At 59.7% G+C, this 14,457-nt stretch carries 9 protein-coding genes; 3 read left to right on the forward strand and 6 right to left on the reverse strand.

Annotation, left to right across the window (positions count from 1 at the left end; all coding sequences use genetic code 11):
* Positions 1 to 8: 8 nt before the first annotated feature.
* From I4W07_RS00110 to I4W07_RS00135, 6 genes are all read right to left on the reverse strand, one after another.
* Positions 9 to 3,686, reverse strand: coding sequence for a DUF4430 domain-containing protein (locus I4W07_RS00110; protein WP_196025212.1), 3,678 nt, complete (start codon positions 3,684 to 3,686; stop codon positions 9 to 11).
* A gap of 431 nt (positions 3,687 to 4,117) precedes the next feature.
* Positions 4,118 to 5,881, reverse strand: a complete 1,764-nt coding sequence (locus I4W07_RS00115; RefSeq protein ID WP_117655841.1) for an ABC1 kinase family protein — start codon at positions 5,879 to 5,881, stop codon at positions 4,118 to 4,120.
* A gap of 8 nt (positions 5,882 to 5,889) precedes the next feature.
* Positions 5,890 to 6,306, reverse strand: a complete 417-nt coding sequence (locus I4W07_RS00120; protein WP_196025213.1) for a hypothetical protein — start codon at positions 6,304 to 6,306, stop codon at positions 5,890 to 5,892.
* A gap of 99 nt (positions 6,307 to 6,405) precedes the next feature.
* Entirely contained in the window at positions 6,406 to 7,929 is a 1,524-nt protein-coding gene (locus tag I4W07_RS00125; protein ID WP_196025214.1) for a C69 family dipeptidase, read from the reverse strand.
* 354 nt (positions 7,930 to 8,283) lie between these two features.
* On the reverse strand, positions 8,284 to 9,138 hold the full coding sequence (locus I4W07_RS00130; protein ID WP_196025215.1) for a bifunctional 5,10-methylenetetrahydrofolate dehydrogenase/5,10-methenyltetrahydrofolate cyclohydrolase: 855 nt from the start codon (positions 9,136 to 9,138) through the stop codon (positions 8,284 to 8,286).
* Positions 9,139 to 9,140: 2 nt separating this feature from the next.
* On the reverse strand, positions 9,141 to 9,773 hold the full coding sequence (locus I4W07_RS00135; protein ID WP_196025216.1) for a cyclodeaminase/cyclohydrolase family protein: 633 nt from the start codon (positions 9,771 to 9,773) through the stop codon (positions 9,141 to 9,143).
* Positions 9,774 to 10,322: 549 nt separating this feature from the next.
* Here I4W07_RS00135 and I4W07_RS00140 point away from each other — a divergent pair.
* The 3 genes from I4W07_RS00140 (at position 10,323) to I4W07_RS00150 (ending at position 14,377) form a co-directional block, all read left to right on the forward strand.
* Positions 10,323 to 10,751, forward strand: coding sequence for a hypothetical protein (locus I4W07_RS00140; protein WP_196025217.1), 429 nt, complete (start codon positions 10,323 to 10,325; stop codon positions 10,749 to 10,751).
* 241 nt (positions 10,752 to 10,992) lie between these two features.
* The gene (locus I4W07_RS00145) at positions 10,993 to 11,586 is read left to right on the forward strand and encodes a hypothetical protein (protein WP_196025218.1); all 594 of its coding nucleotides are present in this window, start codon (positions 10,993 to 10,995) and stop codon (positions 11,584 to 11,586) included.
* A gap of 304 nt (positions 11,587 to 11,890) precedes the next feature.
* Complete coding sequence (locus I4W07_RS00150; protein ID WP_196025219.1) at positions 11,891 to 14,377, forward strand: phosphatidylinositol-specific phospholipase C; 2,487 nt, start codon at positions 11,891 to 11,893, stop codon at positions 14,375 to 14,377.
* Positions 14,378 to 14,457: the final 80 nt, after the last annotated feature.

Consider the following 14,457-nt stretch of genomic DNA (forward strand, 5'->3'; position numbering starts at 1 on the left):
GCCCTCACCTACCGACGTTTGGTGAACACGAACACGCCGACGATGGCGAGACCGATGACGCCGGCGGCAACGCCAACAATGGCGAGCGGGTTGGTGCCAGTCTCCTGCTCGGAAGCACTAGAGGACTTCTTAGCAGTGGCCGTGGAAGCAGCACCCGTATCGGACTTGGAATCGGACTTCTTGTCGGACTTGTTTTCCTTGGTCTCGGCCTTGGTCGACACCGTCGTCTTGGTCACCGGCTTCTGACCCGGGGCGATAGCGCCGCCCTTCGAGCCGGAACCAGAACCCGCGCCAGCGCCAGCGCCGGAACCAGTACCGGTACCAGAACCGCTGCCGCTATTGGAACCAGCGCCGCCATTACCGCCAGGGTTAACGGCATTCTTGGTCCACTTGGCATACAACGTCAGGTCGGCCGTCACCGGCGTACTGAAGTCGTACGCCTGCGTGCAAGGCTCATCGGTATACCAACCGCCGAAAGTGTAGCCATCGCGCATCGGATCGGCCGGCTTGACCAGCTTGCCATCGGACGTAGCAACAAACTTAGTGTCGCAAGCAGACCCGCCGTTGGAATTAAAGGCAACCGTCCAAGACTCAACGGCCCCAAGCTTGAACAGCGTGCCCGAGTCATTGATGTAGTACAGGTTGCCAGATGCATCGGCAATGACCGGAGAGTCACAGTACTGGTAATGGCCAGCCGCATCATAAATCTGCGTCGCCTCTGCATCGCCGAGCGTGTAGCGGTACACGCCACCACCGGCAGAGTAGTTGACGTGGTCCTTGTTATCCACACTGTTAACGGTGAAGTACACATAGGTCTTGCCGCCCTGAACACTCACCAGCGGAGTAGCAGCAATACCGTTAAATCCGGCCGGTAGTTCTTTACCGTCAGCAGCGGTGACCATCGTGGTCTTACCGGTCTTCAGATTATAGAGAACCAGAGCAGATCCAGTAGCCGTCTGCCCACCGACAATCAAGTTGTCGCCAGACACCGCCGGGGCGCTCATGTTATTCGTAAGACCCAGGTCGACCGTCTTCTGCTCGCTCAGCACGCCCTTCGCCGAAAGCGAAATCACATGGAGCTTTCCGTCGTGCGTCATCTGATAGAAGGTCGAGCCATTGGACGGATCGGCGACGCAGTCAGCGTTCGCAAGGGCGCCGAGCTTCATGGTCGAAACGACATCACCCGTTGCCTTATCAATGCACTTAAGCGTACCCGCGCTCGTGGGGACGATGGCGTACTTATCCGTCAGGGCAGCGCCAGTCCAATAATAGCCCTCAGCTGCGTCGATGTTCTGCCAAGAGACTTCGCCTGTGGCGATCTTGATGCGCGTAAAGGAACCGTTGACGTATTTCTTCCCATCAGCCGTGCCTACATAGACGTACTCGCCGTCCGAAACGACGGTGCAGGAGCTCTGCGTCAAGTCCGTCAAACCAGGCGTCAGCCACTTGCAGATCAGCTTGTCTGCAGTAATCGCCTGGACCGCGCCGCCGTTGAGCGGAACGATGATAAGGCCATTGGTATAGATCGGACGAGAGGTATAGCTCACCTTGGAGGCAAGCGGCGCAGAGGCAACCTTTTTGCCCGTGGACGAATCAATCTTAATGAGCTCGTTCTCGGTCGCGATGTACACAAAGCCGTTAGCGATGACAGGCTCGCTGCAGTTGGCATACTGCTGACCAGACTCGGCCTTCCAATCGAAGGCCCACTTAAGACCGGCGGCCTGCGCAGGCGTCTTGGCATCCGTTACGGTCGAACCGTTGCCACTGTTGCCGTAGCCGGCCCACTCGGCATCCCAATCAGGAGTCGTCGCGCTCGGATCCACGACAATCTTGTCGGGATCGGGCATGGGCGAATTATCGGTGGTATAGGCAAGCGTGACCTTATCGCCGCTCTTGAGCGTAATCTGATTGGCGCAGAGTAAGGAGGGCTCTCCGTTGATATACAGATGCCAATATTTATTGGTCGCAGCATCCCAACCATACGGCTTGTGATCGAACGGCGAAGTAATGGAATTCAGGAACCAGTACTCACCACTCTGGGAGCCGTTGTACGCAACGCCCTTGGCCTTCAGAACTGCCTCAATAAGGTTCTGGGCCGTGGAGCCTTCGGGCAGAGAAACATTGCTTGCCGTGCCCCAACGCGTATTGTTCCCGTTGACATCGGGACCGATAACATCGGCGGATCCAAGCACCTGACCGGGGAGGGCATCGGCGTCAGCACCATACATAAAGGTGACGGCGTCACCCTCCTGGAGCTTGTAGGCACCGGCGCCAACGTCGGCGAACTTGCCATTTACGTAGAAGCGCCAATAGCTCTTGGTCGCAGCATCCCAGCCATAGGACTTACCATCAAACGGCGAAGTAATGCCGTTGAGGAACCAGCCCCAAGACGATTCGCCAGCATCGAGAGTAAGGCCGGTCTGCTCAAGGAGATCCTTGGCAGTAGAGCCTGCCTTGAGACTCGTCTGGCCCGTCGAAGCCCAAACCTGCTGCTTGCCGTCCTTGTCCTTGCCAAGCACCTGAACGGAAGCATGGACAGAATCGGACGGCAACTGGTCGCCCCAGCCACCGTAGAACCACGTGACGGTATCGCCGGCATGGATGGTGACATTGTCCGCCGTATAGTCACTCGACTTGCCGTTGATAAACAGCTGCCAATAGGTCGAATAATCTTGGGGCGTACCCAGCTCAACACCGTTGTACTTAAGGCTCAGAATGAAGGAGCCCGCAGCAACGGCGTCAATATCATTCGCCTCAAGCGCGACCTTCGTAAGATCAAGCGCGCTCGAACCGGACGTCACCACATACTGCGCGTTGTCGACCCAGGTCTGAGTCTTGCCCTGGGCATCGCGACCAATGACGGTCACATTCGCAGCAAGCTGGTCCTTAACGACAGGGGACGCGCTACCAGCCGTATAGGCAAACTCAATCTTCTGCCCCTGGGTGAGTTTGACGCTGCTCGCGCCAACCGAGGAAGACGCGCCGTCGACGAACAGCTGCCAGTAGGCATGAGTCGTCGAATCGTAGGCAAGCGTGCGGCCATCGCTCGGGGAGGTGATGCTTTCGAGGTAGAAACCGTATGCCGTGTTCGGATCGTACTTCGCCTTGAAGCCCGTCTTCTCCTGCAGCTTAATGAAGGCATCCGCAGCCGTCGCGCCCTCGTCGAGCTTGAGCTGCGTAGGCGCCACCCAGGTCTGAGCCTTGCCGTCGGCATCGGTTCCGATAATCGAGAACGAGACCTCGATTTGCTTCTTGACGACATCGCCAGTTTCTGTCGGGTTCTCTGTCTGGACGGCAGCCGCGGCGGCAGATCCTGCTTGGCCAGCGGATGCCGTCGAAGACTGCTCGCTCGTGGCAGGGCTCTCCCCCGTCGCCGAGCCTTCGTCGCCAGTTGCTGCCTCTGTAGTGGCGGCACTAGCTGCAGGCGCGCTCCCGGAATCCGAAACCTCGGCGCCGCTCTGCTCAGCGGTACCGCCCGCAAGCGCTGCGTCCTCGCCTGGCGTCGTAGCCTGAGCCACAGCGTCGGTAATGCCCTCGGCACCCTCGGCCCACAGCTGAGCCGGCGTGGTGCCAAAGGCCATCGCGAAGGCCAGGAATGCCACCAGGCAGCGCTTTGCCACGCCGCGCGCGATTACGCCACGGCGACGAAGCGAGGCACGCTGGCACTCGTCCTCAAACATATCCATTTGTCTCCTACTGTCTGTACTTGGAGCGTTGCCTTGAAGCTGCCCCACGTCATCGCGCATGTTGCGCTCGAGTTCCCCCATCGGGGTCCCCCTTCCCTCCAGAGCCCTATGCACACCGGCGGCATATGCCGCAGCCGCATGCAAGATGGGAGGCGATCCGACTTAACCTTAACGGCTCAGGCGCGTCGTCCGATCTGCGACGCAAACATCCCGAGCCAAGAGGAATTACGGTTACTGGTACAGCCGGGGACTTGCACCCCGATTCTCCCAAACGCGCAGGAAAACCGCGCGTTCGTGCGTCTCCGCACCACCATCTAGGCCATCGATTATTACCGTCAAAATGGTATCACGCAAAAGGGCCCCGCACACAGGCGAAGCCCAAGGTAAAAGCTATTGTTTGCGATAGGAAAATGCGGTGACGGTCGCAGCCTCTAGTGCTTGCCGCCGTGACTGTTGAGCCAGATATTGCGGCCCAGCATAAGCGCCAGCACCAGCGCGCTCACGTAGCCAAAGAAGCCGATGACCGGAATGCCGAGGACAACCGGCTCGATGCGCGCGTAGTACACCACCGACGAACCGATAAACAGGCCAGCGATAACGATAGCCATCGACATACGGTCGATAATTCCGCCCAGCTGTCGCAGTGCCTTATCGCTGCTCATGATCTGCGTGTTCACCTTAAGCTGGCCGCGCGTGAGCATGCGCGAAGCCAAGCCCAAATACTCGGCCGCCTCGAGCGAGCCTTTTGCCGCGCGATAGCTGCTCGCGGCAAGATCGCGTCCCATATCACGCACGCGCGCATAGGTGCTTTTTTCGTTTTTGATGTGCGTCTGGATGATCTGGATCATGTTGACGTTGGGCATATACTCGGTCAGCAAACCCTCGAGCGTCACCATGCCGCGGGCGAACATCGTCACCACGCTCGGCAGCTCAACATCGTTTTTGCGCGCCAGGTTTAGCAGCGAGGTCAAAAACTCGCCGATATCCAGATCTTTAAGGTCAAGACCCGCAAAGTCGGCGACGATAAAGTCCAAGTCGGACAAAAAGGCCGAATGATCGAGCTCGGCCGAGTCGCCACGCGTCACGGCGAAGCGCATGAGCGAATCCTTGAGCTTGGGCACGTCACCCTCGGCCACGGCGAAAATCATGTCCTTAACGATGCCACGATCGTGGCTCGACATGCGTCCGACCATGCCCAAGTCGATAAAGTAAACGATGCCGTCCTTGAGAATGATGTTTCCCGCATGCGGGTCGGCATGGAAAAAGCCGTCGTCGAGCACCTGCGTCGAGTAGTCCTCGACAATCGCGGCACCGATCTTTTCCAAGTCATAGCCCTCGGCCACCAAGCGTTCAGGATCGGCAATCGAAATGCCGTCGACGTAGTCCATAACCACCACGTGCTCGGTGCACAGGTCCAGATAGGATTTAGGGCACGTCACGCCATGAACGCTCTTATGGAACTCGTAGAAGTCGTTGAGGTTTTTGGCCTCGGCCAAAAAGTTGGTCTCCTCGCGAAACGAGGTCCACAACTCCTCGACTACGCCGTGCAGGTCAACGAATTGATCGGTGTTGACGAACTTGGAAACGATACGCACCACCGAGCGGATGATATCGATGTCCTGTGCCATAACCTGCTGCGCACCGGGGCGCTGCACCTTGACGGCCACGTCCTCGCCCGTCACCAGACGAGCGCGGTGTACCTGCGCGAGCGACGCACTACCGAGCGGGTTGGGGTCGATCGCATCGAACATCTCCCCCAGGCGCAGGCCGTATTCTTCTTCCAGACAACTGAGTACGACCTCGTACGGCACCGGTTCCACGTCGGAGCGCAGACGACGCAGCTCGTCGCAAAAGCGTTGCGGCAGAATCTCGGACCGGTTGGCCAAAATCTGCCCCATCTTGACGAACATGGGGCCGAGTTCCTCGAGCAGGCGGCGCAAACGAACCGGCGTGAGGTTATCCCACACGCGGTACTTTTTGACCAGGCGAACAATCTGCCCAATGCGTTCGCGACGACCCGCCGGCGTGAGCTGGTATTCCTCGTCCGGCGCCATCGCGTCGGGCTCCTCGGGCACCATATCGACAGCGCGCGGCTTCTTGCGAGCGCCCGAGACGGCGGCATCGACCTCATCGACAACCGCCGCCTCGTCACCCAAGGGATCTAGATTGTTGTAATCGGTGGTGGAATCTGCCATCTGCGCTGCTACTCGGCCTCTTCGGTATCCTTCGCATCGTCGGGCTCAACGGACTCGAAGGGCACCGAGGTCACGTTGTCCTCGACCGAATCGACGATGTCGCGCACATGGGCCAGGAAGGCCGTGCGCTCGGGCGCGGTCATAACGCGGACGCGGGCAAGGATGAGTTCGTCGAGCACGCGCTGGGCCGCGGTCTCGCCCTGCATGCCCAAGCGCTCGGTCAGATCGGAGATGGTACCACCGGCCTGCTCGAACATGTCGGACACACTGCGGGCGATATCGGGGGTGGCGGTGTCCTTGCGGACCTGCTCGCCCTTGGTGTTAAGGTCGTCGAGGACCTTCTTGCCGCCTTCGACAGCAACGGCGGCAGCGCCAAAGCCCACGTTAATGGCGCCGTTAACAAGCTGATCGAGTTTCATAACCATGGTTGTCTCCAATCACAAACAACTGCATTGGCGTTCTTGTACCCAAGATTGAGCGAAAGCGACAAAGCGTTTTAGCGCTATTCAATCGACGGGAAATCCCTACCTCACGTTGTCGTTCATCGCGAAAGAGTTCTTCATGGCGCAGCTCGTGGTGTAGAGCACCTTGCCCAGCAGGGCATCGGTCTCCACGCGGACACGCTCGGCAAAGGCCTCGTTGGCGCGTGCAAGCTCGGCAGGCACCTCGGCCTCGGGCAGAGCGGCTACGGCAGCGTCGACGTCATGGATCTGCTTGTGGCCCATGCCACCGACCTTCTCCTGATAATCCTCGACCGCGCGACCGCACTCATGGAAGCGGACGTCAGCCAGCGCGCCGATCAGGCGGTTGGCCCAGTAGAAGTTTTCGGACGTCACGCGAGCCTGCGTGTCGGCATAGTACTCGGGCATGGTCTCGACGTTGGCGTACAGCGGAACCAGCGCGTTAAACGAGTTGGAGCCAAACGCCATCCACTGCACGGCGCGATAGGCCGGCTGCGCATAGGGGCGCAGCTGCAACACGGCGAGCTGGCTGTTGCGGTTGATGCCGATGGGGCGATATGCGCCACGTGTAGCGGGCGTGCCCTTGCTACCGTAGCAATCGTACTCCGTGCCCTGGTAGTGGCTCGAGAGTACGTACTTGATGTCCTCGATGGTCACCTTGCGCTCGGGCACGCGGCTCCAGGGGATATCGTCGCTCTCGGGCGTGTAGTCGGCGTCGGGGCCATCCCACACGTCGCTGGGGTTGAGACAGCGCTGCATGTACCACGCGCGCGGCGTGTTGTAGACGTGGTCGCTGTCGCTGTGCGAGCCAAAGGCCTCGCGCGGGTTAAAGACCGCAGCCGGGCCGTCGCCCTCGACGCCCAGCGTCAGGTCCAGATGCCACTCGGCCATCCAGGCGCGCAAGTCGGCGGAGCACATGTGGTCGGCCTGGGCGCCCTCGGCGTCATCCAGGTCAAAACTGTCGATACCCAACTGGTTGGGCATGGTCACATAGGCGTCGTCAGGCACGCGCTTGGCAATCCAGTGGTGACCACCGATGGTCTCGAGCCACCAGATCTCGTCCACATCACTAAAGGCGATGCCGTTGTTCTCGTAGGTGCCGTAGCGCTCGAGCAGGTCGCCCAGGATACGAACGCCGTCGCGGGCGGACTTAGCGTACGGCAGGACCAGGGTCACCATGTCCTCCTCGCCCAGGCCGCCGGGCTGTGCCGGAACGTATCCGTCCTCGCCCTCGTTGCCCTTGGCGGGTACGTAGTCGACGAGCGGATCGGCGCCGCGGACGCGCTCGTTGGTGGTGAGCGTCTCGGTTGCGGACATGCCCACATTGAGCTCGTTGAAACCGGCCTCGGCCCAGATGCCGTGGCCCGGGACAACATCGGGGACACTCGTGTAGCGCATGGGGTTATCGGGCAGCTCAACGGTCAGGTGACTCAGGACGCTCGTGTAGACGCGCGGCTGCTCGTCGGGATGCACCACGCGCATACGCTTGGGCTCAAACACCCCGTTGGACGAGTCCTCGTTACGCGCGACCAGGGTCGACCCGTCGTAGCTCGCGTTCTTACCAACCAAAATCGTTGTGCACGGCATGCGCATCCTCCTTGAGCGAAGAAATCAAACGATAACAGTGTATCGCTTCGGCGCAGAAAGGGCGAAACCACGGCCTCGGCAGCCCCGTGGTCAAAAAATGCCAAATATGAGTACTGTCACCAATTTAGTGGCAGCAAATTTCCCTGTAACGAGTGCCGAAAATCCCCATTTGCCCAAAAGCAAGACAACGTTATTCCCCATAAGTTCAATAAAATAGGCTTCCTAACGATAATGGATACCGTTAGGAAGCCAAAAAGACGTAAGACATATGTGACTATCTTGGCAACAGTACTCATATTTGGCATTGTTTGACCACGTGGTATATAGCTAACCCCCTCAAACAGCCCAAAACGCCTATTTCGATGCGCGCTCCGCCGCCTCAATCACGTGTTTGGCGAGAATCGCCGTTGTCACGGCGCCCACGCCGCCCGGCACAGGGGTGATGGCACCAACAACCGGCTCCGCGGCAACAAAATCGACGTCACCCACCAGCTTGCCAGCGTCCTCATCCCAGTTAATGCCCACATCAATGATCGTCTGGTCCTCGCGAACGGCATCCACGCCAATCGTGCGCGCGCGTCCAACGGCTGCGACCACAATATCAGCCGCACGACATTCGGCAGCCAAGTCGCGCGTATGCGTATGGCACGTCGTCACCGTGGCATTGCGAGCCGTAAGCATGGCGGCAACGGGACGGCCAATCACCAGCGATCGACCGACGACCGCGACCTTGGCCCCATCCAGCTCAACGCCGTAATGGCCCAGCAACGCCAGCACGGCCTCGGCCGTGCAGGGAGCAAAACCCTCGCCGCGCCCCGAAAGCGTGGTAAGCAGCGAAGACGGCGTCATGGAGTCAACGTCCTTGGCGGGATCGAGCGCTGCGGCGACGGCGTTCTCGTCAAGGCCGGCGGGCAGCGGGCGGAACATCAGACAGCCATGAACAGCCGAATCAGTATTGATGTCCTCGATGGCCGCCAGCAGCTCGTCCTGCGAAACATCGGCAGGAAGCAAAACGCGGCGCGCCTCAATGCCAACCTTCTCGCAGCGCTTGAGAGCGCCGCGCTCGTAGGATAGGTCGTCCTCGCGCTCACCCACACGCACGATAGCCAACGTCGGAACAACGCCCCGCTCGCGCAGGGCTGCGCAGCGAGCAGCAAGTTCCTCAGTCAAAGCGCGAGCAACGGGAGCACCCTTCAGCAGCTCGGCCATGGCTATCCCCTCTTCCTGGCGGCATCGGCGGCACGGCGCGCCAGCGCATCGGCGCGCGGCAGCCACGTATCCAGCAGCTCATCGCACGCCGCCTCAAGCTCCTCAGCGCGTGCCCGATCTTTCATAGACGTAGTGTTGGCAAAGAGCGTCAGGCTCGCGCCCTGCATGGCGGCGCGGCAGAATACGGCGCCGCACGCCACGTCGGACAGCAGCTGTCGGGAGCCCTTGTCCGCCATGTCCTCGAGCAGCGCCAGCGCGCGCCCGCAGGCATCCATAATGCGATACGGTGGCATGGCGGCCACATGCAGCGCATCCTGAATCGCGGTCGCTCGAGCCGGATCGTCACGCGGAATACCGTACGCCGCGGACACCTGCCCGTAGGCACGAACGTCCTCGGCAACCAGACCCACAAGTTCCTGCGCCAACTCATCCGCCTGGGCAAACGCGCGCGTCAGATCGTCTGCGCGATCGGCAAGCGCGGGGTTTGTCGCCCCATAGCGGGCAACCATTCCGCAAAGCGAGGCGCCCAGCGCACCTACAAAGGCGCTCGCGCTGCCACCACCGGGAACCGGCTCGCGCGCGGCCAGCGCCTCGGCAAAACCGCGACAGGTTTTATCCATCATCTCTTGGCTCATACGCACACGCACCTTCAAGTCATATATATCGGTCGGGCGGCCGACGCCGGCCGACCGCATCGATCACGTAATGGTGCTAAGTCTAGCCCATAAGTACGCGAGCGTCAGCGCATCTGGCCATCGCGGATTTCTATGGCACGCGATAGGCGTCGACAACGCAAGCATGGGACACATGGCCCATCTTTCGAGACTCCCGAGCAGCACAAGCTGGGGCATATCTATAAGTAAGGAACCCGTTGGGGAACGGCCGCACAACGGCCACAAGCGATGAACGGAGGCATAAGTCGCACAGTACACAGAGACATCCGCCGCCAGCGCAATCAGTACCCCAACAGCATGCGGCGCCGTGATGTCATCAGCAGACAAGGAGGACGCCACCATGATGAAAAAGACCCTATCAATCCTTTCCCTTTGCATCGCCCTCTTTGCCGCGCTCGCCCTTGTGGGCTGCGGCGGGAGCGCATCGGGCGGCGGCAGCGCCCCCAAGAGCGAGAGCAAGGAAAAGGCCCCGTCGCCAAGAAGACCGACTACATCTGGTTTAAGGTCGAGATGCCCGAGGGCGTCGGCGTAAGCGACTCTGCCGGCAAGAATGCCGACAGAGTCCAGCTCACCTTCCCCGAAGACGAGAACGCCTCGGCCGATCGCTTTATCCCCGTTTGGAAAAAAGCGCTGACGGCCGAGGAATCCCACGCCGACCCGGCGGAAAAGAAGGGGGATACGTTCCAGTGGAAGGATGGCGGGTCCGTCGAGTATAACGGCAGGACGTGGCTCGTCGGAACATACGAGGACAACAGCGGCATCTCAACCATGCTTTTTACCGATGTTGAGCCGGGAAGCGTCTACGTCCTCATCTCGAACTTCGACCAGCACAAGAAAGAAGCCGAGACACTCCTCAACTCCATCGAGTTCCCCGATGACATGGAAGAGGCAGTTTCCGAGGCACGCGAAGTCGAGATTTCGAGCATCGAGATCAAGTAACGGGACACCCGCACGCGCCTACGCGCACCCGCGCACATGCGCCCCATTAAAACAACGGGCGCCCAACCCGGGGAGGGCCGACAGCACCAGCCCTCCCCTCTTTTGCGCCCGAACATATTGCCACTTAACGGCGCAAATCCGGCCCTCAGAATGGGACACATGGCCCACCCTAGCGAGCCGTCCACGCGTACAGTAAAGACAGGTAATCCATGGGCGGTTACAGATCGAGGAGGACACGACCATGAAAAAGAAGGCCTTTGCGATTCTCACCCTCTGCATCAGTCTCTTTGCCGCAGTTGCCCTGGTGGGCTGCGGTGGCAGCGGCGACGCTACCGGAAGTGGCGGTGGCGGCGGGGCAGAAAAGCCAGCCGTGGATATGAGGACCGACTTCATTTGGTTTAAGGTCGAGGTTCCCGAGGGCGTCGAGATCACCGACGTTGCCGGCGACACGGCCGATAGGACCCAGTTTAAGTTCACCGAGAGCGAGCACGCCAGCGATCGCTTCATCCCCGTCTTCGACTCTGACAAGAACGCCGATGAGCTGTTCGACTACGAGGCAAAGTGGAAGGCCAGCTTTGAGTGGACCGAGAATGACCCCGTCAAGTACAACGGCAAGACTTGGCGCAACGCTTCCTATACACACTCGGGCGGCGTGACGACTGAGTACTTCACCGAAGCCGGCGGCGGCAGCGTCTACGTGAGCATCGACAACGTCGAAGAGCACAAGGACGCCGTCGAGACCATGATGAAGTCCCTGGAATTTGCCGATGATATCGCCAAGGCCAAGACCGAGGCTATGGATGTTAAGCTCGACGATATCGAGATTAAGCGCTAAGCGACTGGCGAGCGCAACGGGAAACACGAGCGCAGCGAAGCAAGCGACAGTAACCCAGCGCTTCGCACCAAGGGAGGGTCGGCTCACCGGCCCTCCCTTTCTTATGCCGGTAGCTGGCGAACGCGAGGATGCCGGACTCCAAAACTATCCCAAGCGCGCCAGTAGCACCAATAGACAAGCGCCTCAGCACGTCCGCCCGCCGATCAATAGCGCCATGCAGACAATTTAAGCCGACGCCTTTAAACATCTGGGCAGTATAGTATCCAAAACGAGCGCATAACCGCACCCTGCGAACGGAGGAGTTATGACCGAACACCACGCCATCAGCCGTCGAGCATTCACGTTGGGCCTAGGACTCGCAGCATTGTCGCCTTTTGTAAGCCTGCCCGAAACCGCGGGATTGGGCCTTCCCGTGCGCGCGGCATTTGCAGACGACGCTGCCACAGCGTCGGACAGCCTCCACAATTTCGTCATTCGCCTTCGCCCCGCGGGCTATTTTCGCACCGCGAGCGTCAACCAAGACGGCAACGTTCGCGGCAACGTCTGCCACCTGTTTAACGACGGCACGTCCAGCAAGCTCATCCTTGAGAACGTAACGACCAAGAATGACGATACAAACTGGTATGCTATCCGCACCTTGCTCAATTTCGAAGAGCATAAAAAGACGGGCTACAGCATTTGGTCGGTCGACGACGACTCTGACAAAGATGGAAAGGTCATCCACGTATGGAGCGGCGAGTATGACAACAAGCCCAGCCGCGCTTTTGCGTTCGAGCGTCAATCAAACGGAACCTATATCATCCGAGACCGCACGGTCGAGAAAGAAACCGAGAAAAAAGACATTAAGTACCTGGCAATAGAATCGAACGGCGAAGACCAGGACAACAATAAGATCTGCCATAAGAGTAAGAGCATTCCGTGGGAGCTCGAACTTATCGGTTACGACATGAAAAAGAACGATGCCACGGTTAGCAGCCTCGACTGGATCACGTACAGCAGCTACGTCGACGGACCATGTTGGATGAAATACGTCGACGACAACAAGTTCCTCGACGAGCTGAGCATCCCGGGTACGCACGATTCGGGCACCTGCAGCGTGGACAACGACACTGAGCCCCAATCCTCGCAAGTAAAATGCCAGCAGGATTACATTCCCACGCAGTTGCTCGAAGGCATTCGCTATTTTGATATCCGGCTCGGAAAGGGCGATGACCCCGGCATCGACCACGGGATTTTCTACCTACTCAAAAAAGACGGGAACTATCTGCATCTCTCCGATGTCATCGGGTACTTCAAAACGTTTTTGAACGAAAACCCGTCAGAAGCGCTCATCATGCTCGCATCGCGCGGCAACGATGAGGCTACCGACGAAAGCATAACGACGGCCTTCGCCAAGGTTATGGCCGATAACCCCAACCTGTTCTACACGTCGAGCCACGTCCCCACGCTGGGCGAGGTGCGCGGAAAGATCGTCCTGCTGCGTCGATTTGGGCTCGCCGGCAACAGCGTAAGCGGCCACACGTGGGGCCTCGACCTCACCCAATGGGATGACAAGATCAAGGCGCATTCCGGGCAGTCGATGTGTCTCGTCCAAGACGCGCGGGGATTTGAAGCCATAGGGGAAACGGGCAATGAAGAGCCCTATTGCACCAAGGTATATGCCCAGGACAAGTACAAACTCACGGGAACCGACAAGCTCAGCTGGGTCGATAATGCGCTGAAGGAAACGACCGGGCGCACGTGCAACAAGGTGGACGTCGTGGACGATGCCGGGGCCGAGGTGCAAGTCCAGGAGCGTTGCTGGTCTATCAACTACACCAGCTGCACGGGCTTGTCGCACGGAGGCAATCCTTTTACCTCGGCACGAGTAGTCAACGAGCATCTGTACAAGAGCCCGTACATCAATCCCAGCGGCACCGAGGATACAAAGTCAGATTACCTCAAGCACATTGGCATCATCGCATCCGACTTTGTTGATGCGGCGCTGGCCCGGAGCATCTACCAGCGCAATTACAATTACGATACGAAGCACACGCAGTCGGCTTCGTGCTGCCTCCCGACCCGCATGCGCATGACGTACGGCGACTCGCTGAGCGATGCCTCGCTCCAGGATGGCAAGACCGTTGGCGAGGGCCATTTCCGCCTTGTCGACAGCAGCAACGTACTCAACGTGGCGGCTTCGGGCCATGCGTTTACCATCGAATACGTGGATGTCGACGCCTTGGGCAACGAGACCGTTACGGGGCTGCAGGGATCCGTACCCATCGATATCGATCCGCGCGCACTGACACCCCACTTTGAGGGGCTCGAAGGCCTTAAGGCCGGCGAGGATGTGCGCACAAAGGTCGAGGCGCTGCTCGAGGGCAAACTCGAAAACGATGCTTGCACGGCTCAGCTCGAGTTTGTGCACGACGCGGACGGCGCTCCGGGCACGGCAATGGTCGAGGGCGAGGCATTTACCGCGGGAACGTACTGGGTGCGCGCGAACGGTCTTTTGGGCGACGCGGCGCAAAACTACAAGCTTGCTAATGACGGAGCCGCGAGCTTTACCGTAGCGGCCTCGAGCAGTGCAGGCGGCACCGGCACCGACGGTGGCACGGGTTCCAACGCAGGCAGCGCTGATAAGAACGGTAAGGGCAACAAGGGCAAGAACTCGGGCGGAAAACTCGCCGACACGGGCGACGGCTCCGGCATTGCCGCCGGGCTCGCTGCCGCCGCCGTAGCGACAACGGTCGCCGGCGCGGCAATGCTTGCCAACGACCGCGAAAACGCTGGGGACGGTAGCGAATAGGCAAGCCGGCCTTTTAGACACATCGACTCAATGGGGGGCGCAGGACACCGTTCTGTGCCCCCGATTTTTACCTTGGCCCA

Origin of the sequence: Collinsella aerofaciens, from assembly GCF_015670745.1 — a bacterium.
Lineage (GTDB): Bacteria > Actinomycetota > Coriobacteriia > Coriobacteriales > Coriobacteriaceae > Collinsella > Collinsella aerofaciens_T.